This is a genomic window from Streptomyces lavendulae subsp. lavendulae, from assembly GCF_002803845.1.
GTDB classification, from domain to species: domain Bacteria; phylum Actinomycetota; class Actinomycetes; order Streptomycetales; family Streptomycetaceae; genus Streptomyces; species Streptomyces lavendulae.
Map to the genome: position 1 here is coordinate 1573061 of NZ_CP024985.1, position 26535 is coordinate 1599595.

Genomic DNA, 26535 nt, shown 5'->3' on the forward strand with positions numbered 1-26535 from the left:
TCCGCCCACCGGCCCCTCCGGGAGACATCCATGGCACCGAAGTCCTGCTGCGCGCCCGTCCGCGGATCCGACCCGCTCACCCTGTCACCGCCCCCGCCCCCGCCCCCGCCCCCGCGGGCGGCGGACCCGGCGGCGGAGCGGGCCGTCCGGGACCTGCTGGACCTGCCGGGGGGCCGGTTCCTGATGGGCACCGAGGACCCGGACGGGTTCCCCGCGGACGGGGAGGGGCCGGTCCGGGAGGCGGTGGTCGGGGCGTTCCGCATCGCCCCGACCACCGTCACCAACGCCCGGTTCGCCTCCTTCGTGAAGGCCACCGGACACGTCACGGACGCGGAGTCCTTCGGCTTCAGCTTCGTGTTCGACGGTTTCCTCACCCCCGCGGTCGCCGCGGCCTCACCAGCGGTCGCCGGGACGCCGTGGTGGCGGGCGGTCTCCGGCGCCGACTGGCGCCGTCCCGAGGGGCCCGGTTCCACTTCCCTGACCACCCGCCAGGAGCATCCCGTGGTGCACGTCTCCTGGAACGACGCGCAGGCGTACTGCGCCTGGTCCGGGACCCGGCTGCCCACGGAGGCCGAGTGGGAGTACGCGGCGCGCGGCGGGCTGGAGCAGCGCCGCTACCCCTGGGGCGACGAACTGCGGCCGGGCGGCCGGTACATGTGCAACATCTGGAACGGGGACTTCCCGCTCCACAACACCCGGGCCGACGGCCAGGCGGGCACCGCACCCGCCCGGTCCTTCCGGCCCAACGGGTACGGGCTCTACCAGGCGGTCGGCAACGTGTGGGAGTGGAGCGCCGACCGGTTCGGCCCGGACGGCCCCGAGCGGACGATGCGCGGCGGCTCCCACATGTGCCACGACTCGTACTGCAACCGTTACCGGGTGGCCGCCCGGACCCGCAACACCCCGGACAGTTCGGCGGGCAACATCGGGTTCCGGGTGGCGGCCGGACCCCGCACCGGGTGACGCGGGGCGGGGCGGCCGGTCAGCGCTGCCAGTCGGCCGGCTTCCACTCGTCGGCGGGCAGTCCGAGGATCACCTCGTCGAGGTACTCCCCCATCACCCAGGCCGACCGGCGCAGGGTGCCCTCCGGGACGAATCCCGCCCGGCGGGCCGCGCCGATCATGGGGGCGTTGTCCGCGAGGGTCTCCAGCTGGAGGCGGTGCAGCCCGCGCACGGTGAACCCGTAGAAGCAGAGCAGCTGGACCACCTCGGCGCCGAAGCCGCGTCCCCGGAAGGCGGGGCGCAGCGACATGCCGAGGTGGGCGCTGCGGTTGTGGGTGTCGATGCCCCACAGCAGGGCCTCCCCGGCGAGTTCGCCGGAGGTCCGGTCGACCACGGAGAAGAAGGCCTCGGCGCCGTCCGACGCCTGCGGCTCGTACGGGGAGCTCCCGCCGGCGGCGGCGATCGGGGCCCAGGGCCGGGTGTCGGCGCGCGAGCGCGTGGCGACGTCGTCGTAGAGCTCGGCGTGGAGCACGGGCACGTCTTCGGGGAGCCGGGCGCGCAGCCCGGTCGAGGGTCCTTGGATCACGGGGACTTCCTACGTGCTCTCCCGGGCCCGGCACAACCGGGTTTCCGCCCGCCGCCCGCGCCCGGAGACGGGTCCGCCCCGGCCGGGCACGAGGCCGGCCGGGGCGGAACCGCGGAGCGCGGGGGCGTCAGCCGAGGAGGCCGAGCGCCTTGTTCAGCGTCGCGGAGGGACGCATGATCTCGGCTGCCTTGGCCGGGTCGGGCTGGTAGTAGCCGCCGATCTCGGCCGGGGAGCCCTGGACCGCGATGAGCTCGCGGACGATGGTCTCCTCGGACTCCGCCAGGGTCTTGGCGAGCGGCTCGAAGGCCGCGGCGAGCTTCGGGTCGTCGATCTGGCGGGACAGCTCCTGGGCCCAGTACAGGGCCAGGTAGAAGTGGCTGCCGCGGTTGTCGATGCCGCCCAGCTTGCGGCTCGGCGACTTGTCCTCGTTGAGGAAGGTGCCGGTCGCGCGGTCCAGGGTGTCGGCCAGCACCTGGGCGCGGGCGTTGCCGGTGGTGGTGGCGAGGTGCTCGAAGGAGACGGCCAGCGCGAGGAACTCACCGAGGGAGTCCCAGCGCAGGTAGTTCTCCTTGACCAGCTGCTGGACGTGCTTGGGGGCGGAGCCGCCGGCGCCGGTCTCGAAGAGGCCGCCGCCGTTCATCAGCGGGACGACCGACAGCATCTTGGCGCTGGTGCCCAGCTCCAGGATGGGGAAGAGGTCGGTCAGGTAGTCGCGCAGCACGTTGCCGGTCACCGAGATGGTGTCCTCGCCGCGGCGGATGCGCTCCAGGGAGTACGCGGTGGCCTTGACCGGGGACAGGATCTCGATGGTGAGACCGTCGGTGTCGTGGTCGGCCAGGTACGTCTTGACCTTGGCGATCAGCTGCGCGTCGTGCGCGCGGCCCTCGTCGAGCCAGAAGACGGCCGGGACGCCGGTGGCGCGGGCGCGGGTGACGGCGAGCTTGACCCAGTCCTGGATCGGCGCGTCCTTGGTCTGGCAGGCGCGGAAGATGTCACCGGCGGCGACCTCCTGCTCCAGGACCGTGTTGCCCGCGGCGTCGACGAGGCGGACGGTGCCGGCGCTCGCGATCTCGAAGGTCTTGTCGTGGCTGCCGTACTCCTCGGCCTTCTGGGCCATCAGGCCGACGTTCGGCACCGAGCCCATGGTGGCCGGGTCGAAGGCGCCGTGGGCGCGGCAGTCGTCGACGACGACCTGGTAGACGCCCGCGTAGCTGCTGTCCGGGAGGACGGCGAGGGTGTCGGCCTCGGCGCCGTCCGGGCCCCACATGTGGCCGGAGGTGCGGATCATGGCCGGCATCGAGGCGTCGACGATGACGTCGGACGGCACGTGCAGGTTGGTGATGCCCTTGTCGGAGTCGACCATCGCCAGGGCCGGGCCCTCGGCGATCTCGGCGTCGATCGAGGCCTTGATCGCGTCGCCGTCGGCGAGGGCGCCGAGGCCGTTCAGGATGGTGCCGAGGCCGTCGTTGGGGGACAGGCCGGCGGCGGCGAGGGTCTCGCCGTAGCGGGCGAACGTCTTCGGGAGGAAGGCGCGGACCACGTGGCCGAAGATGATCGGGTCGGAGACCTTCATCATCGTGGCCTTGAGGTGCACGGAGAACAGGACGCCCTCGGCCTTGGCCCGCTCGATCTGGTCGTTGAGGAAGGTGCGCAGGGCGTCGACGTGCAGGACGGACGCGTCCACGACCTCACCGGCGAGGACCGGTACGGAGTCGCGCAGGACGGTGACGGCGCCGTCGGCGGCGACGTGCTCGATGCGGAGCGCGCCGGCCTCGGCGATCACGGTGGACTTCTCGGTGGAGCGGAAGTCGTTCTCGCCCATGGTGGCGACGTTCGTCTTCGACTCGGAGGTCCAGGCGCCCATGCGGTGCGGGTGGGCCTTGGCGTAGTTCTTCACCGAGGCGGGGGCGCGGCGGTCGGAGTTGCCCTCGCGCAGGACCGGGTTGACGGCGCTGCCCTTGACCTTGTCGTAGCGGGCGCGGATCTCGCGCTCCTCGTCGGACTTCGGGTCGTCCGGGTAGTCCGGAAGGGCGTAGCCCTGGCCCTGGAGCTCGGCGATCGCGGCCTTCAGCTGCGGGATCGAAGCCGAGATGTTGGGCAGCTTGATGATGTTCGCTTCCGGCGTCTTCGCCAGCTCGCCGAGCTCGGCGAGGGCGTCGGCGATCCGCTGGCTCTCCTCAAGGTGCTCGGGGAAGCTGGCGATGATCCGACCGGCCAGGGAGATGTCACGGGTCTCGACATTCACACCGGCCGTCGACGCGTACGCCTGGATGACAGGCAGGAAGGAATACGTCGCGAGGGCCGGGGCCTCGTCAGTGTGCGTGTAGATGATGGTCGAGTCAGTCACCGGATGCTCCGCTCCACAGTCTGCGTCTCTCGTCTGCAACATTGCTCGACATCAAGATATCTCGTGATCGGGGCTGTCTGGACAGCCCCCTGCCGCAAGCGTGACGAGACGCGTGTCACCCCCGGCGGGCCCGGGGCGCGCAAAAGGCGTCGCCCCCCGCCGTCACTGGCGGGGGGCGACGCCTCCGGGCGGCTCCTAGGCCCGGATCTCCTTGGGGTTCTGTCCGTACTCGTTGGCTCCGGGGTGACCCTCGGTGGCCATCAGGATCAGGATCCAGATCCAGCCGACGAACGGGATGAAGCTCACCAGGTACCACCATCCGGACTTTCCGGTGTCGTGCAGACGGCGCACCGAGAGGCCGAGGGACGGCAGGAGGATGGCGAGCGTGTAGATCCAGCCGAGGACCGGGTAGGTGCCGAGGACAAAGTCGAGCACCGTGAGGACGATCACGATCGGGACGTTCCAGAGGACGAACATCCAGTATTCCTGGCGGCGGGCACGGCCGGCGAAGTCGGCGTACCGCTTGATGACGTCGAGGTAGTAGTTCACGAGTCCCCCTGAGGACGGAACCTGCGGCCCTCCCCGTCGAAAATGGGCCGGGCCGGGCTTATGCCCTCCCTACGGCACTCCCAAGCCACTTCGAACCACCTGAATGCGGCCAACCTCCCTGGTTTCAGGGGCAGTTGACGACGACCGGGGCGGAAGTGACGGCACCTCCGCAGCGGGGCGGGGCGGCGGCCGCTCAGGAAGCGGCGGCCGCCGTCACCGGGAGGGTGACCTCGAAGCGGCAGCCGCCGGGGACGTTGTGGACGGCGGTACGGCCTGCGTGGGCCTCCACGATGCCCCGTACGATCGCCAGCCCCAGCCCCGCCCCGGCTCCCACCGGGGCCCCGGCTCGGGACCCCGTGCCCGCACCCGGCGCGGGCACCGGCGTACGCGCCACCGCTCCCCGCCAGCCCGTGTCGAACACCCTCGGCAGGTCCTCCGCCGGGATCCCCCCGCAGCCGTCGGTCACCGACAGCACCACGACCCCGTCGTCCGCCCCGGCATCGGCCGCGATGGCGACCGTACCGTCGGCCGGCGTGTGCCGGATGGCGTTGACCAGCAGGTTCGCCAGGACCCGGGACATCTCCTTGGCATCGACCTCCACCGGCACCCGTTCCACCGCCTCCCCCACCAGCCGGACCCCGTGCTCCCGCGCCAGCGGGTCCACCCCGGACAGCGCCTCCGCGACGAGGTCGTACAGCGACATCCGGCTCGGGCTCAGCGCCAGCGCCCCCGCGTGGATGCGCGACAGCTCGAACAGGTCCCCGACCATCGTGTTGAGCCGCTCCACCTCGGTGCGGATCTGCCGGTGGTAGCGGCCCGGATCGGCGGCCATGCCGTCCTCCAGCGCCTCCGACATCGCCCGCAGCCCGGCCAGCGGGGTCCGCAGGTCGTGCGAGATCCAGGCCACCAGCTCCCGCCGCGAGGCCTCCAGCGCCCGCTCCCGCTCCCGCGAGGCGGCCAGCCGGTCGCTGGTCGCCGCGAGCTCCCGGGACAGCGCCTCCAGTTCGGCGGTGGTCTGCCCGGGCGGCGCGGCGAACCGGCCCCCGTCACCGAAGTCCCGTGCGGCCAGCGAGAGTTCCCGGCTCCTGGCCACCACCCACCGGCCCAGCAGCAGCGCCGTGGCCAGCGAGACCACCGCCGCCATCGCCACCACCAGGGTGACCACGCCGAGGTCGTGCGGGGACAGGAACATGGCCTCGGCCACGGCCAGCGTCCCGGCCAGCATGGCGGTGACCGTCACCCCGGCGATCACGGCGAGGGAGACGGCGACCGAGCGGCGCCGCACGAGGCGCAGCACGCCCGCGCCCAGCACCCCCGCGCACGCGGCCCCGCCGAGCGCGAACAGCGCGATGAGCAGCACGTCCTTCACGCCGCCACCGCCCCACCGGGCTCGAAGCGGTAGCCGACGCCCCACACCGTCTGGATCAGCAGCGGCCGGGCCGGGTCCTCCTCGATCTTGGCGCGCAGTCTGCGTACGTGCACGGTCACCGTCGACAGGTCCCCGAAGTCCCAGCCCCACACCTCGCGCATCAGCTCCTCGCGCCCGTGCGCCCGGCCGGGATGCCGCAGGAAGTGCGCGAGGAGGTCGAACTCCCTCAGGGTGAGGGCGAGTTCGGCGCCGTGGCGGGTGGCCCGGTGGGTCGCGGGGTCGAGCGAGAGCCCGGCGCCGGTCAGCGGCGCGGGCACGGGAGCGGCGCCCGCGGCCCGGCTGCGCCGCAGGACGGAGGTGACCCGCAGGACCAGCTCGCGCGGGCTGAAGGGCTTGGTGACGTAGTCGTCCGCGCCGACCTCCAGGCCGGTGATCCGGTCGTCCTCGTCGCCCCGCGCGGTCAGCATGATCACGGGTACGGGTCCGGTCGCGCGCAGCCGCCGGCACACCTCCAGCCCGTCGATCCCGGGCAGCATCAGGTCGAGGACGACCAGGTCCGGACGGGCCCGTCCGGCGGCTTCGAGGGCGGCGGGGCCGTCGCCCGCCTCCTCCACGGCGAAGCCGGCCCGCCGCAGGTAACCGGCGACGACCTCGGAGACGGTCGGGTCGTCGTCGACGACGAGGATCCGCGCGGGCGCCGTTTCGCGCGGGGGCGCCGCTTCCATGCTGTTCATGCCCCCAGCCTCCCATCCCCCGCCCGCCACCGGACCCCCGCCCGGGGCCGCCGGGGGTGACGTCCGCGTTTCGTAAGGAGCTCGGAGCCCCGTTCGGGGCCCGGCGTTCCTACGGTGAGGACGTGACCTTGACCGTGAATGCTGATCCCTTCCCGCCCTGCCCGACGACGACCCTGCTGGTGATCGCGAAGGAACCCCTGCCGGGCCGGGTCAAGACCCGGCTCACCCCGCCGTTCACCCCGGCCGAGGCGGCCGCCCTGGCCGAGGCCTCGCTCGCCGACACCCTGGCCGCCGTCGCCGCGGCCCCCGCCGCGCGCCGGGTCCTCGTACTCGACGGGCGGCCCGGCCCCTGGCTGCCGCCCGGCTTCGAGGTGCTCCCGCAGTCGGCGGGGACCCTGGACGAGCGTCTCGCCGCGGCCTTCGGGGCCTGCTCCGGGCCCGCGCTGCTGATCGGCATGGACACCCCGCAGGTCACGCCCGAGCTGCTGACCGTCGGCTGGGACAAATGCGACGCCTGGTTCGGGCCCGCCGTCGACGGCGGCTTCTGGGCGCTGGGCCTCGCCGAGCCGGACCCCGCGCTGCTGCGCGGGGTGCCGATGTCGGTCCCGGAGACGGGCGCCCTCCAGTACGCGCGCCTGCGGGCGGCCGGGCTGCGGACCGGGCGGCTCCCGCTGCTGCGGGACGTGGACACGGCCGAGGACGCCCGGCTGGTGGCGGCCTCGGCTCCGGCGGGGGCGTTCGCGGCCCGGCTGGCGGCCCTGCCCGGCGGGACGCCGGCGGTGCGGGGGTGACGGCCGCCGCGGCCTGGACCGCCGACGACCCTTACTCCCTGGCCCTGCGCAGCGGGCGGGGTCCCCTGTACCTGCGGCGGCGGGACGGCTGGCTGCTGCCGCTGGAGGTGGAGCGCTGGTGCGAGGCTCCCGACGAAGCCGACCGGACCGTGCTCGGGCGCTGCCGCGGGGCGGTGCTCGACATCGGCTGCGGCCCCGGGCGGCTGGTGGCGGCGCTGGCCGCCAGGGGCCACCGGGCCCTGGGCATCGACGTGAGTCCGGAGGCGGTGGCCCGTACGGCCCGCGCGGGCGGCAGCGCCCTGCACCGGTCGGTCTTCGACTCCCTTCCCGGCGAAGGGCGTTGGGGCACGGCCCTGCTGATCGACGGGAACATCGGCATCGGCGGCGACCCCGCCGCCCTGCTGGGACGGATGGCCGAGGTCCTCGCGGCCTCGGGATCTCTGATCGTGGAGTGCGCGGAGGTGGACGTGGACGAGCGCTGCGAGGTCCGGGTCGCGGACGGCCGCGGGGCCCTGGGCACGCCCTTCGTCTGGGCCCGCGTCGGCGCCGCCGCGCTGACCGCGCACGCCGGGGCGCGGGGGTGGGTCCGCGCGGACCAGTGGACGGTCGCCGGGCGCGTGTTCGTGGAACTGCGGCGGCGCGCGGGGGCGGTTCCGCGGCCCTCGGACGGACGGCCGGACCGGGCGGTAGGCCCCTGACCGTCCGGTGCCGTACCCGCGGCGGGGGGCCGCGCCGGGCCGTTCCCCCTGTTCGGCGGCGCTCGTTGGACTTTCCGCCGAGGGCGTCCGGCGGCCACGGTCCGGACAGCGCATTGCGCGGGGAGGTGGCGGCGGATTGGATCGGCGGGATCAAGACGGCGGGACCGCTGCCCGGCGTCGACCGGGGGGAAAGCGCATGACCACCACGCCCGACGGCCACACGCCCTGGCCCGCGGAATTCGTCGACCGCTACTGGGCGGCCGGGTACTGGCGCGGCAACACGCTGGACGACCTGCTGCGCGACCGGGCCCTGCGGTACGGGCCGCACACCGCGCTCGTGCACGGCGACACCCGTGTCACCTACGCGAACCTGAACCGGCGCGTGGACCGCATGGCCGCCGGAATCCGGTTGCTCGGCCTCCGTCCCGGCCAACGGGTCCTCGTCCAGCTGCCGAACGTCCCCGAGTTCGTCGTCACCGCGTTCGCGCTGATGCGCGCCGGCGTGGTCCCCGTGTTCGTTCCGCTCCCGTACCGCGCGGACGGGGTGTCGCACCTCGTCCGCGCCACCCAGGCCGTCGGCTACGTCGCCCCCTCGACGTACCGGGGCTTCGACCACACGGCGATGGCCACGGAGATCGCCGCCCGAGAACCCTTCCTGCGGCGGGTGTTCACCCTGGAATCGCCGGACTCCCCGCCCCCGTACGGCGGTGGCTTCACGACCGACCCGGCGGGCTGCCACTACTTCCCGCTGGGCTCCGTCGACGCCCCTCCCGGCCCGGCGCTCGCGCCGGGCGCGGACCGGGTGGCCCTCCTGTTCCCGTCCGGCGGCGGCCCCGCGACGCCCCGGCTCGTTCCGCGCACCCACGAGGCCTACGCCTACCAGGCCCGGGCCGCCGCGGAGGTGGTGTCACTGACCCGGGACGACGTGTACCTCGCCGCGCTGCCCGCCGGGTCCGACTTCGTCTTCGGCTGCCCCGGCATCGTCGGGACCCTCTCCGTCGGCGGCACCGTCGTCCTGGCCGAGGACGCGGATCCCGCCGCGTGCCTTCCGGTCGTCGAACGGGAGCGGGTCACCGTCACATCGCTGTCGCCCGCCGCCGTACGGGCCTGGCTCGACGCGCCCGGCCCGGCCCGGTGCGACACGAGCAGCCTGCGCCTGGTGCAGGTCGGCGGCGCGCCCCTGGAGCGGGAGACCGCCGAACGGATCGGCCCCGCGTGGGACTGCCGCCCGCAGCAGGTCTTCGCCATGCCCGAGGGACTGCTCGTCCTGACCCGGCCCGGCGATCCGGACGGGGCCGTGCTCACCACGCACGGCCGCCCGCTCTCGCCCGGCGACGAGGTCCGCCTGGTCGACGCCGACGGCGAGGACGTGCCCGACGGGGAGAGCGGCGAACTCCTGGTCCGGGGCCCGTACACCGCGCGGGGCTACTTCCGGGCGCCCGGCGAGAACGCGCGCGCCTTCACCGCCGACGGCCGCCTGCGCACCGGCGTCCGCGCGCGGCGCACCCCGGACGGCAACCTGGTGGTGGCCGTCCCCGACCGGGCGGAACCGGCCCCCGGAACCCCTCCGGCAGAATGAGGTCATGAACGGCACACGACACCTCATCGGTTCGGGCTCGCCCCTGGAGCCCGAGATCGGCTTCTCCCGGGCCGTCCGCGTCGGCCCCTACGTGGCGGTCGCCGGCACCGCCCCCATCGGGGACGACGGCGCCACCGTCGGACCGGGTGACGTCCACGCCCAGACCGTGCGCTGCCTGGACATCGCCGAACGGGCGCTGGAGGCCGCCGGGGCCTCGCTGGACGACGTCGTCCGTACGCGGATCATGCTCACGGACGTCACGACGTGGCGGGAGGCGGCGCGGGCGCACGGGGAGCGGTTCGCCTCCGTCCGGCCCGTCACCACCTTCGTCGAGGTGTCCCGTTTCATCGATCCCGCCTGGCTGGTCGAGGTCGAGGTCGACGCCGTCCTCCCGTAGGCCGCCCCGTGCCGGATCCCGCCCGGCCGCTCAGACCCGTTCGAAGACGTGCGTGTGGCCTATGGACGTGAAACCGCGCCTGGCGTACCAGGTGCGCGGCCAGTCCTGGGTGTCGGCGATCAGGAAGCGGATGCCGCATCCCGCGTCGGCGGCCCGGCGCAGGGCCGCGTCCAGGACCGCTCCGGCGTGCCCGCGGCCGAGGTGGGCCTCGGCGGTGACCAGGTCCTCGATCTGGGCCGTGCCCGTCCGCGGGTCCGCGTAGAGGTCGGCCCAGGAGGCTATCTCGCCCTCGCGGGTGCGGGAGCCGATGAACCGTACGAGCTCGGCGCCCCGGCGGCGGCTGCCGCGCTGGTCGACGAGGGCCCGGACGGTCTCCTCCCCGGCCTCCGGCAGGAAGCCCCGCCAACGCCGGGTCAGCGGGTCCCGCAGCGCGTCGAGTTCCACCTCCCGGGCGTGCGCGCCGTCGGGGACGGAATCGGTGTGGAGCATGACGAGATAGGACGAGTGCGTGTACCCGGCCCGCGTCAGCCACGGCCCGCAGGCCGTCGCGGTGTCCTCGTCGAAGACGGAGACCATCCGGTGCTCCAGGTGACCCAGGAGTTCCTCGGCCCGTGCGGGCAGCGCCGCGGGGTCGACGGCCCGCTCGACGACGATCTGGTTGGCGGACCAGGTGCGGGCGAAGGCGTCGTCGAGGGCGGCGAACCCGCCCGGGAACTCGACGGTCCGCGCCGCCTGGCGGCGGGCGAAGGCGGTCAGGAAGGCATTGATCCGAGGAAGTTCGGTGCCCGGTTCGATCGGCTGCGGATGCGGCTGCTGCGGGTGCTGCGTCGGCTCGGTCGGCATGGGCCGAGCCTAGGCATCCGCTCCCCGCTCCCGCCTCCGATTTCCGGCTCATCGACGCCGCCCGGGCGCCGTCCCTCCGCGTCCCGCGCCGGGGCCCGGGACGCCCCGAGGGGTCTCGTCCCGGGCCGCGGCGCGGGCGGGTGGGCGGTGCTCAGCCGATGTGGAAGGAGTCCCCGTAGACCTTCCAGTCGAGCGGGGTGTTGAGGTTCAGGTTGCCCTTCTTCAGGAAGACCCGCTGCGCGGTGTCGACGCGGCTGGTGTCGCTGTGTGCCTCCTCCTGCTTCATCGCCCAGACGCGGGCGTCGAGGAAGGCGTTCAGCCAGGTGGTCTCGTTGCCGCCCTGGGCCGGGGGCTTGGCCTTGGTGAGGGCCCGCTTGCGGATGTTGCGGAAGCTGGTGGAGTCGCTTCCGTCGCCGTGCATCACTATGGCGTCGTAGTAGATGAACTGCCCGAGGGTGCCGACGCCGTCGCTCTTGCCCTGGCCGACGGCGGGGTTGAAGTAGACGCGGTCGCGCTCGTGGTCCTGCGCCTTCTTGAACTCGGCGTCGGTGGCGGCCTTGGCCCAGTCCTTGGTGAAGTTGGGGTCGAGGCCGGCGTGCGAGTCGCCGCCGTTGACCTTGCGCAGGGCGGGCAGGTACTTGGCGAGCACGTTGCCCGGCTTGACCTGCGTGTAGTACTCGACGAGGTCGAGCATGTCGCCGGTGCCGGAACAGAACCCGATGATGCCGGCGGTGTAGCCGCGCCCGTCGCGTATGTCCTCGATGTACTTGTACTGCGCCTTCCAGTCCAGCGAGGAGTTCTCCGCGCTGGAGACGATCTGCATGGCGATGTCCTTCTTCGCCGGGTCGTCGAGCCCGGTCGCCGCCGCCGCGGCGGGGGAGGCCGCGGCCGGGGCCGCCGCCGGGGTGGCGGTGGCGTGCGCGGCGACGGGGGCGGCGAGGAGCGCGGCGCCGAGCAGGGCGCCGATCGTCATGGTCTTGCGGCGGGGAGTGAACACAGGTCCTCCGTACGGTGGTTGAGCCTGCCTCGACTTCATTAGGAAACTTTCCTACCAGACATCCGGGGTGGCCGACACCCCCCGCGGAAGAAGTCCGGAGGAGACCAATCCGCCCGGGCGGCGGCTCCGAAGTCCTCCATGACCGACGCAGCCACCGTCCCGGAGGACCGCCATGACCCGTACGCGACGCCGCCCCGCAGGTCACGGCCGGAGGGGGCCCGCGTGAGGCGGCCGATCCCCTTCGGCACACCGCAGGAACGGTCCGCCCCCGACCTCCCCGGGATCATGGAACACGTCGCCCGCGGCGACCAGGACGCCTTCGCCGCGCTCTACGACGTGATCGCGGGCCCCGTCCACGGGATCGTCGTCAAGGTCCTGCGGGACCGGGCGCAGTCCGAGGAGGTCACCCAGGAGGTCCTGATCGAGGTCTGGCGCCAGGCTCCGCGCTACCGCCCCGACAAGGGCACCGTCATGACCTGGGTGCTGACCATCGCGCACCGGCGCGCGGTGGACCGGGTCCGTTCGGCCCAGGCCGCGACCGCCCGCGAACAGGACACGGCGGCGCGCGAACACGCCCGCCCCTACGACGAGGTGAGCGAGCAGGTGGAGATCCGGCTGGAGGGGGAACAGGTGCGCCGCTGTGTGCGCGGGCTGACCGAACTCCAGCGCCAGGCCGTCAGCCTGGCCTACTACGGGGGGCTCACGTACCGGGAGGTCGCCGAGACCCTCCAGACCCCGCTGCCCACGGTCAAGACACGGCTGCGCGACGGGCTGATCCGGCTGCGCGACTGCATGGGGGTCACGGCATGAGCCGCACGAGAACCGGCACCGAGCAGCTGCACTCGCTCTCCGGGGCCTACGCCCTGAACGCGCTGGACCGGGCCGAACGGGACGCGTTCGAGCGGCACTTGGAGCAGTGCCCGCAATGCGCGCAGGACGTAAGGGAGTTCGCGGCGACGGCCGCCCGGCTCGGCGCGGGAGTGGCACTGCCCGCCCCACCGGGGATGCGGGCGGCTGTCCTGGGCCGCATCGACGGGGTCCGGCAGCTGCCGCCGGCCCGCCGGGGCATCGCCACCCTGCGCCGACGGGCCCTGCCGCTGGCGCTCGCGGCCTGCCTGACCGGGGTGCTGGCCCTCGGCGGGACCGCGGTGTGGGAACACCAGCGGGCCCGGCAGTCGGCCGAGGCGCTCCAGGACCTGACGGCGGTACTGGCCGCGCCGGACGCCCGTACGGTGATCAGGCGGTCGGCGTCCGGTGCCACGGCGACGGTGGTGGCCTCACCGTCCCGGGACCGGGCGGCCTTCCTCGGCTCCGGGCTGCCGACGGCCCCGGAGGGGCGGACCTACCAGCTGTGGCTGGCCGACGGGGGCACGATGCGGCCGGCGGGACTCATGAGCGGCGACGGCGCCTCCGTCCTGACGGCCCCCATCGGCCGCGCGACGGCGGTCGGCCTGACCCTGGAACCCACGGGCGGCTCCCCCGCCCCGACCGGCCCTCCGCTCCTCCTCGTCCCCCTCCCCCACTGACCCCGGGCCCCGCCGGGCGGCGGGGCGGGTGCCGGGACGGGGCGGGGCGGGGCGGGTGCCGGGTCGGGACGGGGCGGGGGCGGGGCGGCGTGCGTGGCTCTGGCACATTCGGGTTCCTTCCGGGCATCCTTGCGTACATGCGAGCCTTATCCGCCATATAACCTCTTACATGCACCCAGCCCTCCAGGCTCCCGCCCGCCCGTACCGACACCAGGAGGCGCCGATGGCCCTCGTCGTGATCCGCCACGCCCCCGTGCCCGCCCCCGATCCGCTCGCCCCCGCCCTGGACGCCGGCGGAGCGTCCGGGCCGGAGATCCGGCGCTGCGACCCCTGGTCGGGGGATCCACTGCCGGCCGGGCTCAAGGACATCGAGGGCCTGGTCCTGACCGGGGACACCCCGGAGGCCCTCCCCCTGCTGCGGGAGGCGCTGGCCGCGGAGGTGCCGGTACTGGCCCTCGGCGGTGGGGCGGACCTGCTGGCCCGCGCCGCCGGCGGATCGACGCCGCCCGCCCCCCGGGCCCCGGAAGCCGCCGATCCGCTGCTCGGCGGCGGGGACGACCGCGACGACCGCGACGGCCGCGACGGCCGCGACGGCCGCCCGGTACCGGCCCCGGCGTTCCGGGTCGGCGGCAGTGCGTGGGGGCTCACGACCCCGCCCGAGGGCGACGGGGCCGGGGGTCTGCTCGGCCGGTTCGCGGCGCTGGTGGCCGGGCGGGCCGAACACACCGCCACCCGGGCCTTCTTCACCCCGCGCGCCGACGCCTGGGAGGAGCGGTTCGCCTACCAGACCCCGGCCTACGAGGCGGCCGTGTCCCGGATGGGCCTCACGGAGGGCGGGACCGCGGTCGACCTCGGCTGCGGCAGCGGCCGTGCGCTGCCCGCGCTGCGGAGGCTGGTCGGCGCCTCGGGCACGGTGCTCGGCGTGGACCTCACGCCCGCCATGCTCACGGCCGCCGCCCGCGAGGGCCGGACCGGCCCGGGGCGGCTGCTGCTGGTCGCCGACTGCGCGCGGCTCCCGCTGGCCGCCGGGACGGTGCACGGCATCTTCGCCGCCGGCCTGCTGGACCATCTGCCGAAGCCGCGCACCGCGCTCGCCGAGTGGGCCCGGGTCTGCGCGCCCGGCGGGGAGCTGCTGCTGTTCCACCCCTCGGGCCGGGCCGAACGCGCCGCCCGCCACGGCCGTCCGCTCAGCCCCGACGACCCCCTGGCCGAGCCCAGCCTCCGCCCGGCCCTGGAGGCGACGGGCTGGCACCTCGCGGAGTACGAGGACGCCCCGGACCACTTCCTGGCCCGGGCCCGGCGCCCGTGAGCCCGGCGCCCCCGATCAGGCAGCCGGCTCCGCCGGATCCGCGGGCAGGTTCAGCTGCCAGGAGACGCCGAAGCGGTCGTTGAGCCAGCCGAACCGGGGGCTGAAGCCGTAGGAGTCCAGGGGCATCAGCTCCTCGCCCCCTTCGGCGAGGGCCCCGTAGAGGCGGTCGATCTCGGCGACGCTCTCGCACTCCACGAACAGCGACACGGCCGGGGTGAAGCCGAAGTCGTGCTTGACGTGGCTGTCGATGCACATGAGGCGCTGGCCGGCGAGCGAGAAGGTGGCCTTCACCACCGTGCCCTCCTCGCCGGGCCCCTCGGGCCCGTAGCGGACGACGTCGATGATCCCGGAGTCCTCGAACAGCGAGGTGTAGAGGTTCATCGCCTCTTCCGCCCTGCCCTCGAACATCAGGAACGTGGTGATCTTCTGTGGCAGCGAGGCCATCGTGCCCGCCTTCCGCGTGATGGTGTGGGCCGTTCGCCTCCGAGGCTAGGACACGCCTGTGACAGCGGCTCCGGGACATCGCCGCGGTCCGCCGGACCCTGCGCACCGCCCGGCCCGGCCGCACGGGAGTTCCACCTCTCGGTCAGAGCCAGCCGTTGCGCCGGAAGCCGCGGTGGATGACGAAGCAGGCGGCCGCCATCACGGCGACCACGATCGGGTAGCCGTAGGTCCAGTGGAGTTCGGGCATGTTGTCGAAGTTCATGCCGTAGACCCCGCAGACCATGGTCGGGACGGCGACGATCGCCGCCCAGGCGGTGATCTTGCGCATGTCCTCGTTCTGGGCGACCGTCACCTGCGCGAGGTGTGCCTGGAGGACGGAGTCGAGCAGGCCGTCGTAGGCGTTGATCTGCTCGGTGGCGCGGATCAGGTGGTCGGACACGTCGCGGAAGTAGGCGCGGGCCTCGGCCGGGATGACCGGTATCGGCTCCGTGGCGAGGTGCTGGAGCGGCCGGCCGAGCGGCGACACCGCCCTGCGCAGTTCGAGGAGTTCGCGCTTGAGCTGGTAGATCCGGCCCGCGTCGCCGCGCCCGCCGTGCTCGCTGAACACGGCCGTCTCGACCGCGTCCATGTCGCTCTGCACGGCGTCGGTGACGGCCACGTAGTCGTCGACGACGTGGTCCGCGATGGCGTGCAGCACCGCCGCCGGCCCCTTGGCCAGCTGCCCGGGCTCCGCCTCCAGCGCTTCCCGGACGGGGCCGAGGGTGCCGCGGCCGCCGTGCCGGATGGTGATCACGAAGTCCTCGCCGACGAAGGCCATCAGCTCGCCGGTCTCGACGACCTCGCTGGTCGCCGTCAGCTCCTCGTGCTCGACGTAGCGCACGGTCTTGAAGACGGCGAAGAGGGTGTCGTCGTAGCGCTCCACCTTGGGACGCTGGTGGGCGTTGACGGCGTCCTCGACGGCGAGCGGGTGCAGCCCGAACAGTTGCGCGAGTCCGGCGAGCTCCTCCTGGGAGGGCTCGTGCAGGCCGATCCAGACGAAGCCGTCGCCCGTCTTGCGGACCCGGCGCAGCGCCTCCTCCACCTCGGCGCAGTCCTCCTGCCGGACGCCGTCGCGGTAGACGAGGCAGTTGACGACGGCGCTGCCGAGCGGGGAGCGGGCGGGGTGGCTGAGGTCGACGGCCCGCCGGTAGCCGCGTCGAACGGCCCGGCGCAGGTTGCTGAACATGGACAAGGACGTACTCCCCTTCGGCGGATCAGCGGACAGTCTGCCACCGCCCCCGCCCCGCGCCCGCTACACCGGCCTCAGTGACTCCTGCGCGCTCTCGGCGACCACCCGCGCGACGAGGGCCAGCGCGGGCGAGTCGAGCTTCCACTGCTGCCAGTACAGGGGTACGTCCAGCGGGCGCTCGGGGGCCAGTTCCAGCAGCCGCCCGGAGCGGATCAGGGGATCCGCCTGCGTCTGGGGCACCAGCCCCCACCCGAGTCCGGCGGCCACCGCGTCGCGGAAGCCCTCCGAGGTCGGCACGTGGTGCCGGGCCCGGGAGGCGCCCGAGGCGCCGTCGGTGAGCCCCCGTACGAAGGCGTCCTGGAGCTCGTCCCGCCGGTCGAACACGATCAGCGGGGCCTCGCACAGGTCCCGTGCCGGTGCCCCCGTCAGGTGGCGGGCGGCGAAGCCGGGGCTGGCCACCGCCAGGTAGCGCACCAGGCCGAGCGCGCGCACCGTGCAGCCCGCGACCGGGTCCGGCGAGGAGGTGACGGCCGCCATCACCTGGCCCTCCCGCAGCAGCGCCGTCGTGTGGCCCTCGTCCTCGCGGTACAGCTCGAAGCAGACCGGCGGGTCCTGCGGCACCCGGGTGAGCGCGGGCAGGAACCAGGTGGCGAGCGAGTCCGCGTTCACCGCCATCGGCAGCCGCACCGGGCCGAGTCCGTCGGCGGCTCCCATCCCCAGCTCGGCCCGCGCGTCGCGCTCCAGACGGGCCAGCTGCCGGGCGAAGCGGATCACCACCTCGCCCGACTCGGTCGGCCGCACCGGCTTGGTCCGCATCAGCAGCACCCGCCCCGTGCGCTGCTCCAGTGACTTCACCCGCTGGCTGACGGCGGAGGGGGTCACGTGCAGGGCGGAGGCCGCGGCGTCGAAGGTTCCCTCGTCGACGACCGCGAGCAGGGTCCGCACCTGTTCGAGGGGGAGCTCGTCCATCATGGGCGCTAATGGTACGTAAAAATCTTTAGCTGTACTCAGCCACACGCCGTGCCTACGGTCGGTTCCATGAACAACGGCATCACCACAGCGGCCCTGGCCGGTTTCGGCACCGGCCTTTCCCTCATCGTCGCCATCGGCGCCCAGAACGCCTTCGTCCTGCGCCAGGGCGCGCGCCGGCACGCCGTGCTCGCGGTGGTCGCCATCTGCGCCGTCTCCGACGCGCTGCTCATCACCCTCGGCGTGGCCGGGGTCGGCGCGTTCGTCACCGCCTGGCCGGCCGCCCTGACCGCCGTCGCGATCGCCGGGGGCACCTTCCTCGTCTGCTACGGGATCCTCGCGGCGCGCCGGGTGCTGCGCCCCGCCCCGGGCGCGGCCCTCGGTACCGGGGGCGCCCCCGCCGGCTCCGCCCGTGCGGCGGTGCTGACCTGCCTGGCGATGACCTGGCTCAACCCGCACGTCTACCTGGACACCGTGCTGCTGGTCGGGTCGCTGGCCGCGGACCGGGGCGACCTGCGCTGGGCCTTCGGCACCGGGGCGGCGCTGGCCAGCCTGATCTGGTTCGGCGCGCTGGGCTACGGCGCCCGGCTGCTGAGCGGGCTGCTCGCGCGTCCGGGGGCCTGGCGGGTGCTGGACGGGCTGGTGGCCGCCACCATGGTGACGATGGGCGGCATGCTGCTGGCCCGGGCCTGACCGGGGGCCGGGCCGCCTGACCGGGGGCGGGGCCGCCTGACCGGGGCCGGGCCGCCCGGCCGGTCCGGCGGCCGTGGTACTGATGCCTGACGGCCGCGCATCCCCGCCCGGCCCGCCGCAGCCTCCAGGAGCCGCCGCCGTGCCCGACCGCCGCCCGCCCCAGGACCCCGCCACGCCGTCCGCCTCCTCTTCGTCCGAGACGGTGCGCGCGCACTACGCCGGCCTGGCGGGCCCCCTCGTCGCCGCGACCGGGGTCGTGCTGGACCTCCACGGCCGGGTCCTGGTCCTGGCCACCTCCTACAAGGACGGCCTGGAGCTGCCCGGCGGCACGGTGGAGGACACCGAGACCCCGGAGGAGGGGCTCGCCCGCGAGCTGAAGGAGGAGCTCGACCTGTCCGTCCCGGTCGGCCGGCTGCTCGCGGTGGACTCCTGCCCGCCCGGCGCGCTCGGCCGCTCGCTCGTGGTCCACGTCCACCTGGTCGGGCCGCTCGACCCGGCCCGGATCGCGGGGATCTCCTTCCCCGACGGGGAGATCACCGAGGCCCACTGGCTCGCCCCGGAGGAGGCCGCCGAGCGGCTCCCCGACCGGATCGCGCCCCGGCTGCGGGCCGCCGTGGCCGCGCTGCGCTCGGGCTCGCTGGCGCACCTGGCCGACGGCGTCCCCCAGCCCGGCTCCCCCGCCGGCCTCGACCCGGCCGTCCGCGCCGCCCTGGAACACGCGGGCGGCTACGACGAGGCCGGCCACCGCGCCGCCCGGCCCAAGGCGGTCACCGCCGCGAACGTGCTGTTCACCGATCGGGCCGGGGCGGTCCTGCTCGTACAGCCCGGCTACGGCGAACCGGGCCGCTGGCTGCTGCCCGGGGGCGGCGTGGACAGCGACCTCGGCGAGACCCCCCGGGCCGCGGCCGCCCGCGAGGTCCGCGAGGAGATCGGCCTGGACCTGGAACCGGGCCGCCTCCTCGCCGTCAACTGGTCCCACCGGCCCGGCTTCCCGGCCCGGATCCGCTTCCTCTACGACGGCGGCGTCCTCGACCCGGACACCCTCGCCCGGATCCGCCTGCAGCCGTCCGAACTGCTGCGCTGGCGCACCGCACCCCGCGACGAACTGCGCGGCCTGGTCAAGCCGCTGCTGCGCCGTCAGATCAAGAACTGCCTGAAGGCCAAGGCCCGGGGCGCCGGACCGCTGGAACTCCACGAGGGGCGCCCCCTCGGCCCGAAGCCGCCCAAGCCGCCGAAGGCGCCCAAGGGCCACACCACGTCACTCTGAGCCGGAAATCAGCCCAACCAAATACGACCCTGTTCGGCTCTCCAGCCGAGCAGTTGACAGGCCATTGCCGAAGTTGACATGGCAGATGCACGATAGGGGCAGGCAGGGCGGACCGGCGACGCGCCGCTCCTCCGACTCCTGCACCGAGCGAGGTGGACCCCATGAACGAGCGCCGCGCGGACGGCAGCGCCGGAGACGTCGACTACGGCCGCATCGGCAGCGGCTACGCGGACCACCGGCGCCCGGACCCCCGGATCGCCCGACGCATCGCCGAGGCACTGGGCGACGCCCGTACGGTGATCAACGTGGGCGCCGGTTCCGGATCGTACGAGGGAGCCGCCCGCGCGGTCACCGCCGTGGAACCCTCCCGCGCGATGCGCGCCCGGCGTCCGGCCGGACTGCCCCGGGCGGTCGACGCCGTGGCGGAGGACCTGCCGTTCGCGGACGGGGAGTTCGAAGGCGCCATGCCCCTCTTCAGCGTGCACCAGTGGACCGACGTGAAGGCCGGCCTGCGCGAGGTGCGGCGCGTGACGCGCGGCCCGGTGGTCATCCTGACCTGCGACCCGAAGCTGGTGCGCGACTTCTGGCTGCACTCCTACGCGCCCGAGGTGCTGGAGACCGAGGCGCGCCGCTACCCGCCGATCGAGGACATGGCCGACGCCCTCGGCGGCACCGGAACCGTGGAGACCGTCCCCATTCCGCTGGACTGCACCGACGGTTTCAACGAGGCCTACTACGGCCGCCCCGAGATGCTCCTCGACCCGGCCGCCCGCCAGGCCTGTTCGGCGTGGAGCTTCGTCGACGACGGGGGGCGCCGGCGGTTCACCGAATCCCTGCGCCGCGATCTGGACTCCGGGGCCTGGGACGAGCGCCACGGCCACCTGCGCCGCCTCCCGGCCTACGAGGGCTCCCTGGTCCTCATCCGCGCCACACCGGCCTGACCCCGGACCCCCGACGCCCGACACCCAGCACTCGACGCCCGAAGCCCTTCGCCCACATACCCCCTACCCCTTTGGAGTATCTCCCGCCGGTCCCCTACGATGCGGGCATGAGCACACGGGCGGGGCGACGGGACGGGCGGCACGGGCCGCCCGCGCGCCTGTTCCTGCTGTTCGCCCTGCTCACCGGGATCGTCGCCATGCACGGCCTGGGCCCCGGGCCGCTGAAGCCCGCCTCCGGGCACACCATGCCCGCGGCGGCACCGGCCGCCCACCACACGGCCGGGGACCGCGACCCGGCCGGCCCCTGCGCGTGCCCCGACGACGGCGGCTCCGACGGGCACGGCCTGCACGCCGACCCGACCTGCGCGGCGCCCGGCACGGCCGGCGCCCCGGTCCTGCCCGCCCCGGCGGCGGCCCCCGGAACCCTCCCCGCCGTGGCAGCGGCCGCACACGGGACCGCGCCCGGGTCAGCGGTCCGGGGTCGCGCCCCTCCCTCCCTCAGCGAACTGCAGCTCCTGCGCATATGAGACGGCTCCGGCACCCGTGCCGCCGAGCCAGTCCTCACACCCCAGCACAGGAGCAGCACCATCATGAGCACCCAGCGTTCCCTCGTCCGCCGCACCGCCGCCGTGGTCGCGGCGGCGGCTGCCGCCCTCGTCCTCGCCGCCTGCGGCACCGACTCCGCGAAGGGCTCCGCCGCGGGCGCGCCCACGCACGACGGCCACGCCGCCGGCTCCCCGGCGTCCGCCACGCCCGGCCAGGGCGGGAACAACGCCGCCGACACCGCCTTCGCCCAGGGCATGGTCCCCCACCACCGCCAGGCGGTCGAGATGGCCGGCCTGGCCGCGACCCGCGCCGGATCGCCCGAGGTCAAGGCGCTCGCCGAGGAGATCAGGAAGGCGCAGGACCCGGAGATCAAGACCCTCTCGGGCTGGCTGACCTCCTGGGGGCAGCAGGTCCCCGCCGCCGACGCCGGTCACAGCGGACACGCCATGTCCGGGATGATGACGGGCGGCGAGATGGACGAACTGACCAAGGCCTCCGGAGAGGAATTCGACCGGGCCTTCCTGCGGATGATGATCAAGCACCACGAAGGCGCCGTGGCCATGGCCCGCACCGAGCAGTCCGCCGGCGCGTACGGGCCGGCGAAGGACATGGCCGCCGCGATCATCAGCTCCCAGAGCGCCGAGATCACCCGTATGAACTCCCTCCTCGGCAAGGGCTGACCCCACCCCCGCACCCCCGGGCCGCGGCGCCCCGCGCGCCGCGGCCCGGGGTGATGTGCGGCCCGTGCGGGGCCGTGCCACGCTGGTCACAGACCCGGGCAGGCGACCGTCGCGAGGAACGGGGGCGCGCTGTGGTGCGAGGAGCGAACACCGGATCCCCCGGGCGCCGCGCCGCCGCCGGTTGCGCGGCGCTGCTGCTCGTGGCCCTCACCTCGGGCCCGGCCACCGGGTCGCCGTCCTCTCCGTCCGCCGACGGGACCGGCGGGCTCGACCCACGGATCACGGCGATCATGCACAAGCCGGAGTACCGCAACGCCCAGTGGGGCCTCCTGGAGACCGACCCCGCCGGCGGCCGGGTGGTGCACAGCCTGTCGCCCCGGACGTTCTTCATCCCCGGGTCGACGGCCAAGCTGTTCGGCGTGTCCGGAACCTGGCGGACGCTGGGCGCCGACCACCGCTTCGTGACCCCGCTCCACGCGGTCGGCGAGCGCCACGGCTCCACGCTGACCGGCGATCTGGACCTGGTCGCGCAGGGCGACCTCACGATGGGCGGCCGGACCCGCCCCGACGGCACGGTCGCCTACACCGACCTCGACCACACCTACGCCAACGACTTCCCGGGCGCCACCCTCACCCCGGAGAACCCCCTCGCCGGAATCGACCTGATCGCCCGCCAGGTGCGCGCCGCCGGAATCACCCGCGTCGACGGCGACGTGATCGTCGACGACCGGCTCTTCCTCCCGGAGCCGGTCTTCGATCCCACCCCGACCCCGCTGATCATCAACGACAACCTGATCGACCTGCTCACCACCCCCGGGGACCGTCCCGGCGCCGCCGCCCGCCTGGACTGGCGGCCGAAGGTCGCCCCGTACGAGGTCACCTCGACGGTCAGGACCGTGGCGGCGGGCCGCCCCACCGCCGTGACGGTGACGGCCACCGGCGGCGGCACCCGGATCCGGCTCTCCGGCACGATCGCCGCGGACGCGCGGCCGCTGCTGCGCACGGCCCCGGTGACCGATCCGGCGGCCTTCGGCCGCACCGCCCTGATCGAGGCGCTGGCACGGTCCGGGGTCAGCGTCAGCGCGCCCCCGACGGGCCCCAACCCGGCCGGCCGGCTGCCGCGGGACTACCGGGGCCGGCCGCGCGTGGCCGCGTACACCTCCCCGCCGTTCGTCCAGTACGCCACGCTCATCCTCAAGGTCAGCCACAACCTGGGCGCCAACCTCGACATGTGCCTGCTGGCCGTCACCACCGGCAGCCGGCAGTGCATGGCCGGCTTCCCGGTGCTGGCCGGTTTCCTGGACCGGGCGGGGGTCGACCGCGAGCAGGCGGAACTGCTGGACGGCCGGGGCGGCAACCCCGCGGACCGTGCCACTCCGCAGGCGCTGGTGCAGATGCTGACGTACTGGCAGCGCACGCCCGAGGCCGCACGCTTCCGGGAGGCCCTGCCCGTCCTGGGCGTCGACGGGCTGCTGGCGGAGAACTGCCGGGACTGCCCGGCCCGCGGCAAGGTCTTCGCGAAGACCGGGGCGGCCGTCGGCCTGGACGCGCTCAACGACCGCCTCGCGGTCGGGGCGATCACGATCGCGGGATACCTGGACAAGGGCGGCGGCCGCTACGACACCTTCTACGCGGGCGTCAACGGCGCCTCCACCCCGACGGCCGACCCCACGGAGGTCCTGTCCATCGCCAACGACCTTGCCATGATCGCCGCCTACCTCCAGGAAGGCTGATTCAGCGCGACTGCGAGCGGGCCGGGGACTCGTCGAGGAAGCCGCCCGACTGGTGCTGCCACAGCTTCGCGTACGCGCCCTCGGCGGCGAGCAGCTCCTGGTGCGTGCCCTGTTCGACGATCCTTCCCCGGTCCAGGACCACGAGCCGGTCCATGGTGGCCACGGTGCTCAGCCGGTGGGCGACCACGAGCGCCGTCCGCCCCTCCATGAGCCGCCACAGCGCCTCCTGGACGAGGAGCTCGCTCTCGGAGTCCAGGGCGCTGGTCGCCTCGTCGAGCAGCAGGATCGGCGCGTCGCGCAGGATCGCCCGCGCGAGGGCGACCCGCTGGCGCTGCCCGCCGGAGAGCTTGACGCCGCGCTCGCCGACCATGGTGGCGAAACCGTCCGGCAGGGCGTCGGCGAACTCCGTGACGTGCGCCGCCTCGGCCGCGCGCCGTACTTCGGCGTCGGTGGCGTCGGGCCGGGCGAAGGCGATGTTGTCGCGCAGCGTGCGGTGGAACATCGCCGGGTCCTGCGGGACGTAGGCGATCAGCCCGCGCAGGTCGGCCTGGCGCAGTCGGCTGATGTCCTGTCCCCCGATCGTGATCCGGCCGGCGTCGACGTCGGTCATCCGCAGCAACAGCCGGGTCAGTGTGGTCTTGCCCCCGCCGGACCGTCCGACGAGGCCGAGCTTCGTCCCGCTGGGCACGTCCAGGTCGAGGTGCTCGAAGAGCGGTTCCCCGCCGCCGTGGGCGAAGGCCACCCCCTCGAACCGGACGTCGCCGTCCCGGAAGCACAGCGGCTCCGGCGAGAGCGGGTCGACCACGGTGGGCGGGGTCAGCAGCAGCGTGGTGAACTGCGCGGCCTCCGTCATAGAGCTCTCCAGCCGGCGGTAGATCTGGTTGAACTCGAACATGATGCGGGTGGCGTTGGCGAAGTAGGTGAAGGCGACGACCACCGCCTCCACGCCGTGCGCCCCGCCGCCCAGCGCGACGGCGAGCAGCAGGCCGAGCGCGTTGGTCAGTACGGACATCGGCGCGACGAGCGTGTCGATGCGCAGGTTGCCGTAGTCCCACGACCGCAGCATGAACCGGCGCGAGCGCGCGACGCGCGAGCGGTGCTCGGCGGCTTCGCGTTCCTCGGCGGCGAACGCCCGCACGGTGTCCATGTTCATCAGGCTGTCGGCGACGTGGCCCGAGACGTGGGCGATCGCCTCCTCGCGCTGGGCGACCAGTGCCTGGCGGCGCCGGATCAGCGGCAGCACGCACACCGCCGTCACACAGATGAGCGTCAACAGCCCCACCACCAGAAGCGGTTCGTACCTCCACAGCACCACCGACCCGAACAGCAGCGGTACGAGCCTGCCCAGGACGGAGAACGCCAGCGTGTCGACGAACTCCTCGAAGCGGGACGCGAAGCTCAGGACCCGTTTGGTCAGCGATCCGGCGAAGTTGTCGTGGAAGAACGCAGCGTCCTTGGCGAACAGTTCGTCCATGCCGATCACGTAGAGATGTTCGATCCCGAGGGCGTCGAGGCGGTTCAGGAAGTGCAGCCCGAGGCGCCACAGCCCCTCGGAGAGCAACAGGACGCCGGCGAAGCCGAGCACGTAGGGCAGCGCCGGCCCGACGCCCGCTCCGGCGCCCGCGGCGATGCGGCCGACGAGCTTGGCGACGACCAGCGGAGCGATGTAGTTGATGCCGATGTTGCCCAGCGCCGGAAGCAGCATCGCCGGCCCCGCCAGGCGGCGGAGCCGGGCCAGTTCGCGGCCGTAGTAGCGGAGTGCGAGGAGTACCGGACCCCTGCCGGTCGGACGTTCGGACGATTCAGCGGTTCCCATCACAACCCTGCGTCCTCATGGGGGCGAGGCAGCGTCACCTCGCCGGATACGGGCCAGGAACCGCAGTGTCCCGCGGGGCCCCCGCCCGGTCCACGCGTTTTCCCGTGTGGGGGACATCGGGGCACGCAGTACTACACCGGGGCCGTCCCGCGCCGGCTCTGCTGGGACATGACGAACCTGATGTTGCGCAGCCGCGCCTCGGCGTTCGTGTGCGCGGTCCCGGCGGCGAGACGCTCCCCGCCGGCCGGGCGGCCCGGTTCCGCCGCCGCACCGGCCTCTGCCTGGAGGACGTCCTCCAGGGCCTCGCCGAAGCCGAGCCCCACGGCATAGGCGTCGGCCCTGAACTCGGCCCTGCGGTGCAGCCGGGCGATGAGCAGGGGAGCGGCCGCCACCGCCAGTACGAGCCACCACATCCCCTCGACGAAGGCGAAGAGGAAGAGGAACTGGACGATCAGCAGGGACAGGCATCCCCCGCAGGCGACTCCCGTCCAGTGCTTCGCCCGGAAGAGGGTGAGCAGGAGGACGAGAAGGGCGCGCCCGGCCACCCGCGCGGGCAGGGCGTACCAGTCGGCCAGCATGGCCGCCCAGGTGTGGCCGCCCACGTGGTGGCCGAGCTCGTGCGCGAGCACCGCGGCGAGACGGGAGTTGGGCAGCCGCTCCATCGCGTGCCGGGTGACGGCGACGACGTGCCCCGCGGCGGCCGTCGCGTTCAGTTCGGCGCGCTCCTGGATCCAGAGCACGTAGGTCTGCCGGTCCACCCCCGCCCGCCGGGTCACCTGCTCCCACACCAGGTCCAGCCGTCGGGACTCCTCCGGTGTGGGCCTGCGCATCCCCAACAGGCGCCGGGCGATGGCGGATTCGACTTTGCGGTGGAAGACCAGCGGGCCGGAGAGCAGCCAGCCCACGGGAACGACGAACGCGAGCACGGGATTGATCACGGCGGACACGAAGGCGAGCACGGCCAGACTGATCAGCCCGATGGGCAGGGTCACCAGGAGGTGCGACAGCGCGGCGCCGTCGATGCTCCGCTGTACGGCCTTCACCATCCTGCGGCCGTGCTCCAGGGCCAGGTCGTCGTGGTCGGCGAAGGACGCGGAGGCCTCGGGCCCGGGTGCCGCGGGCGGCGGGGGCTCCGCCGGGAACGGTGGCGGGGGTGCCGCTGGCGGTGGCGGGGCTGCGGGGTGAGGTGCGGACGGCGGCACGTACGGGTCGGCGGACGCCTGCGCCGGCCGGCCCCCCGCCCTCGGAGCCGGTACCGCCGCACCGGGGTACTCCGGCGGGGGAACCTCCCCGGGGTACCCCGGAGGCGCCACGTTCCGTAAGGACGTCTCCGGGCGGCCGGGTGGGGCGTCTTCCGGGTAGGGGGGCGCCTCATCGCCGGGGTACGGCGGTGGCGACGCGGCACCCGGAGGTGCGGGGACGGGGGCCTCCCCCGGGTACGTGGGCGGGGGAACGTCCTCATGTGCGGACATGGTGGTCTGTCTCCTGACGGTTCTGGTACGGATCGGCGGATTCGTCGTCCGCCGCGGCGGCCCGGCGCCACCCCGGGTG

General features: G+C 74.2%; 26 protein-coding genes. 14 read left to right on the plus strand and 12 right to left on the minus strand.

Annotated features, from left to right (window positions below; translation table 11 throughout):
• The first annotated feature begins 30 nt into the window (after positions 1–30).
• Entirely contained in the window at positions 31–963 is a 933-nt protein-coding gene (locus SLAV_RS07100) for a formylglycine-generating enzyme family protein (RefSeq protein ID WP_030224588.1), read from the plus strand.
• A 19-nt stretch (positions 964–982) separates the two neighbouring features.
• On the opposite strand, the gene SLAV_RS07105 is transcribed toward SLAV_RS07100, so the two are convergent.
• From SLAV_RS07105 to SLAV_RS07125, 5 genes are all read right to left on the minus strand, one after another.
• Positions 983–1528 (minus strand): GNAT family N-acetyltransferase, encoded by a 546-nt coding sequence (locus SLAV_RS07105; protein ID WP_030224589.1) that lies wholly within the window; start codon positions 1526–1528, stop codon positions 983–985.
• A 127-nt stretch (positions 1529–1655) separates the two neighbouring features.
• Positions 1656–3875, minus strand: coding sequence for an NADP-dependent isocitrate dehydrogenase (locus SLAV_RS07110; RefSeq protein ID WP_030224592.1), 2220 nt, complete (start codon positions 3873–3875; stop codon positions 1656–1658).
• A gap of 195 nt (positions 3876–4070) precedes the next feature.
• Positions 4071–4424 (minus strand): DUF805 domain-containing protein, encoded by a 354-nt coding sequence (locus SLAV_RS07115; protein ID WP_030224594.1) that lies wholly within the window; start codon positions 4422–4424, stop codon positions 4071–4073.
• Between the two features lie 193 nt (positions 4425–4617).
• The gene (locus tag SLAV_RS07120; protein ID WP_030224596.1) at positions 4618–5793 is read right to left on the minus strand and encodes a sensor histidine kinase; all 1176 of its coding nucleotides are present in this window, start codon (positions 5791–5793) and stop codon (positions 4618–4620) included.
• A complete protein-coding gene (locus SLAV_RS07125; protein ID WP_100660802.1) occupies positions 5790–6527 on the minus strand; it encodes a response regulator transcription factor in 738 nt (245 codons plus the stop codon). Before SLAV_RS07125 ends, SLAV_RS07120 begins: the two co-directional genes overlap by 4 nt.
• A 122-nt stretch (positions 6528–6649) precedes the next feature.
• On the opposite strand from SLAV_RS07125, the gene SLAV_RS42270 reads away from it, so the two are divergent.
• From SLAV_RS42270 to SLAV_RS07145, 4 genes are all read left to right on the plus strand, one after another.
• Positions 6650–7318 (plus strand): TIGR04282 family arsenosugar biosynthesis glycosyltransferase, encoded by a 669-nt coding sequence (locus tag SLAV_RS42270; protein ID WP_158740424.1) that lies wholly within the window; start codon positions 6650–6652, stop codon positions 7316–7318.
• Positions 7315–8016 (plus strand): class I SAM-dependent methyltransferase, encoded by a 702-nt coding sequence (locus SLAV_RS07135; RefSeq protein ID WP_030224603.1) that lies wholly within the window; start codon positions 7315–7317, stop codon positions 8014–8016. The genes SLAV_RS42270 and SLAV_RS07135 overlap by 4 nt, the downstream gene beginning before the upstream one ends.
• Positions 8017–8212: 196 nt before the next feature.
• Positions 8213–9595, plus strand: a complete 1383-nt coding sequence (locus SLAV_RS07140) for an AMP-binding protein (RefSeq protein WP_030224606.1) — start codon at positions 8213–8215, stop codon at positions 9593–9595.
• A gap of 4 nt (positions 9596–9599) precedes the next feature.
• On the plus strand, positions 9600–9992 hold the full coding sequence (locus tag SLAV_RS07145; protein ID WP_030224609.1) for a RidA family protein: 393 nt from the start codon (positions 9600–9602) through the stop codon (positions 9990–9992).
• A gap of 30 nt (positions 9993–10022) precedes the next feature.
• Here SLAV_RS07145 and SLAV_RS07150 read toward each other — a convergent pair whose 3' ends face one another.
• Together SLAV_RS07150 and SLAV_RS07155 are read right to left on the minus strand one after the other, a co-directional pair.
• The gene (locus SLAV_RS07150; RefSeq protein WP_078950046.1) at positions 10023–10835 is read right to left on the minus strand and encodes a GNAT family N-acetyltransferase; all 813 of its coding nucleotides are present in this window, start codon (positions 10833–10835) and stop codon (positions 10023–10025) included.
• 151 nt (positions 10836–10986) lie between these two features.
• The gene (locus SLAV_RS07155) at positions 10987–11808 is read right to left on the minus strand and encodes a chitosanase (RefSeq protein ID WP_030224611.1); all 822 of its coding nucleotides are present in this window, start codon (positions 11806–11808) and stop codon (positions 10987–10989) included.
• Positions 11809–12054: 246 nt separating this feature from the next.
• On the opposite strand from SLAV_RS07155, the gene SLAV_RS07160 reads away from it, so the two are divergent.
• The 3 genes from SLAV_RS07160 (at position 12055) to SLAV_RS42275 (ending at position 14667) form a co-directional block, all read left to right on the plus strand.
• Complete coding sequence (locus SLAV_RS07160) at positions 12055–12642, plus strand: sigma-70 family RNA polymerase sigma factor (RefSeq protein ID WP_051840122.1); 588 nt, start codon at positions 12055–12057, stop codon at positions 12640–12642.
• Positions 12639–13358: an anti-sigma factor gene (locus SLAV_RS07165; protein WP_030224618.1), complete on the plus strand. Its 720-nt coding sequence runs from the start codon at positions 12639–12641 to the stop codon at positions 13356–13358. The genes SLAV_RS07160 and SLAV_RS07165 overlap by 4 nt, the downstream gene beginning before the upstream one ends.
• Before the next feature lie 169 nt (positions 13359–13527).
• Complete coding sequence (locus tag SLAV_RS42275; RefSeq protein WP_234333342.1) at positions 13528–14667, plus strand: methyltransferase domain-containing protein; 1140 nt, start codon at positions 13528–13530, stop codon at positions 14665–14667.
• Positions 14668–14682: 15 nt separating this feature from the next.
• On the opposite strand, the gene SLAV_RS07180 is transcribed toward SLAV_RS42275, so the two are convergent.
• From SLAV_RS07180 to SLAV_RS07190, 3 genes are all read right to left on the minus strand, one after another.
• Complete coding sequence (locus SLAV_RS07180; RefSeq protein ID WP_030224622.1) at positions 14683–15111, minus strand: VOC family protein; 429 nt, start codon at positions 15109–15111, stop codon at positions 14683–14685.
• 142 nt (positions 15112–15253) lie between these two features.
• Complete coding sequence (gene corA, locus SLAV_RS07185) at positions 15254–16336, minus strand: magnesium/cobalt transporter CorA (protein ID WP_030224624.1); 1083 nt, start codon at positions 16334–16336, stop codon at positions 15254–15256.
• 66 nt (positions 16337–16402) lie between these two features.
• Positions 16403–17308, minus strand: a complete 906-nt coding sequence (locus SLAV_RS07190; protein ID WP_030224626.1) for a LysR family transcriptional regulator ArgP — start codon at positions 17306–17308, stop codon at positions 16403–16405.
• Between the two features lie 69 nt (positions 17309–17377).
• Between SLAV_RS07190 and SLAV_RS07195 the strand changes: the two genes are divergently transcribed.
• The 6 genes from SLAV_RS07195 to dacB all read left to right on the plus strand — a co-directional run bounded on the left by SLAV_RS07195 (position 17378) and on the right by dacB (position 23168).
• Complete coding sequence (locus SLAV_RS07195) at positions 17378–18001, plus strand: LysE/ArgO family amino acid transporter (protein WP_030224628.1); 624 nt, start codon at positions 17378–17380, stop codon at positions 17999–18001.
• 139 nt (positions 18002–18140) lie between these two features.
• Positions 18141–19268 carry an NUDIX domain-containing protein gene (locus SLAV_RS43080; RefSeq protein ID WP_158740426.1) on the plus strand — a complete coding sequence of 376 codons (1128 nt, stop codon included), beginning with the start codon at positions 18141–18143 and terminating at the stop codon, positions 19266–19268.
• Between the two features lie 161 nt (positions 19269–19429).
• Positions 19430–20209: a class I SAM-dependent methyltransferase gene (locus SLAV_RS07215; protein ID WP_030224632.1), complete on the plus strand. Its 780-nt coding sequence runs from the start codon at positions 19430–19432 to the stop codon at positions 20207–20209.
• Between the two features lie 107 nt (positions 20210–20316).
• The gene (locus tag SLAV_RS07220) at positions 20317–20736 is read left to right on the plus strand and encodes a DUF6153 family protein (RefSeq protein ID WP_030224635.1); all 420 of its coding nucleotides are present in this window, start codon (positions 20317–20319) and stop codon (positions 20734–20736) included.
• Positions 20737–20799: 63 nt separating this feature from the next.
• On the plus strand, positions 20800–21435 hold the full coding sequence (locus tag SLAV_RS07225) for a DUF305 domain-containing protein (RefSeq protein ID WP_030224636.1): 636 nt from the start codon (positions 20800–20802) through the stop codon (positions 21433–21435).
• A gap of 131 nt (positions 21436–21566) precedes the next feature.
• Entirely contained in the window at positions 21567–23168 is a 1602-nt protein-coding gene (gene dacB, locus SLAV_RS07230) for a D-alanyl-D-alanine carboxypeptidase/D-alanyl-D-alanine endopeptidase (RefSeq protein WP_234333344.1), read from the plus strand.
• 1 nt (position 23169) lies between these two features.
• On the opposite strand, the gene SLAV_RS07235 is transcribed toward dacB, so the two are convergent.
• Complete coding sequence (locus tag SLAV_RS07235) at positions 23170–24984, minus strand: ABC transporter ATP-binding protein (protein ID WP_051840125.1); 1815 nt, start codon at positions 24982–24984, stop codon at positions 23170–23172.
• A 131-nt stretch (positions 24985–25115) separates the two neighbouring features.
• Complete coding sequence (locus SLAV_RS07240; RefSeq protein WP_051840131.1) at positions 25116–26030, minus strand: M48 family metalloprotease; 915 nt, start codon at positions 26028–26030, stop codon at positions 25116–25118.
• Between the last annotated feature and the right edge of the window lie 505 nt (positions 26031–26535).

Coding starts and splice junctions, on each gene's coding strand:
- SLAV_RS07100 (WP_030224588.1), top strand. CDS start 31: ATGGCACCGAAGTCCTGCTGCGCGCCCGTCCGCGGATCCGACCCGCTC.
- SLAV_RS07125 (WP_100660802.1), bottom strand. CDS start 6,527: ATGAACAGCATGGAAGCGGCGCCCCCGCGCGAAACGGCGCCCGCGCGG.
- SLAV_RS07140 (WP_030224606.1), top strand. CDS start 8,213: ATGACCACCACGCCCGACGGCCACACGCCCTGGCCCGCGGAATTCGTC.
- SLAV_RS07145 (WP_030224609.1), top strand. CDS start 9,600: ATGAACGGCACACGACACCTCATCGGTTCGGGCTCGCCCCTGGAGCCC.
- SLAV_RS07150 (WP_078950046.1), bottom strand. CDS start 10,835: ATGCCGACCGAGCCGACGCAGCACCCGCAGCAGCCGCATCCGCAGCCG.
- SLAV_RS07155 (WP_030224611.1), bottom strand. CDS start 11,808: ATGACGATCGGCGCCCTGCTCGGCGCCGCGCTCCTCGCCGCCCCCGTC.
- SLAV_RS07165 (WP_030224618.1), top strand. CDS start 12,639: ATGAGCCGCACGAGAACCGGCACCGAGCAGCTGCACTCGCTCTCCGGG.
- SLAV_RS42275 (WP_234333342.1), top strand. CDS start 13,528: ATGCACCCAGCCCTCCAGGCTCCCGCCCGCCCGTACCGACACCAGGAG.
- SLAV_RS07180 (WP_030224622.1), bottom strand. CDS start 15,111: ATGGCCTCGCTGCCACAGAAGATCACCACGTTCCTGATGTTCGAGGGC.
- corA (WP_030224624.1), bottom strand. CDS start 16,336: ATGTTCAGCAACCTGCGCCGGGCCGTTCGACGCGGCTACCGGCGGGCC.
- SLAV_RS07190 (WP_030224626.1), bottom strand. CDS start 17,308: ATGGACGAGCTCCCCCTCGAACAGGTGCGGACCCTGCTCGCGGTCGTC.
- SLAV_RS07195 (WP_030224628.1), top strand. CDS start 17,378: ATGAACAACGGCATCACCACAGCGGCCCTGGCCGGTTTCGGCACCGGC.
- SLAV_RS07215 (WP_030224632.1), top strand. CDS start 19,430: ATGAACGAGCGCCGCGCGGACGGCAGCGCCGGAGACGTCGACTACGGC.
- SLAV_RS07220 (WP_030224635.1), top strand. CDS start 20,317: ATGAGCACACGGGCGGGGCGACGGGACGGGCGGCACGGGCCGCCCGCG.
- SLAV_RS07225 (WP_030224636.1), top strand. CDS start 20,800: ATGAGCACCCAGCGTTCCCTCGTCCGCCGCACCGCCGCCGTGGTCGCG.
- SLAV_RS07235 (WP_051840125.1), bottom strand. CDS start 24,984: ATGGGAACCGCTGAATCGTCCGAACGTCCGACCGGCAGGGGTCCGGTA.
- SLAV_RS07240 (WP_051840131.1), bottom strand. CDS start 26,030: ATGGTGAAGGCCGTACAGCGGAGCATCGACGGCGCCGCGCTGTCGCAC.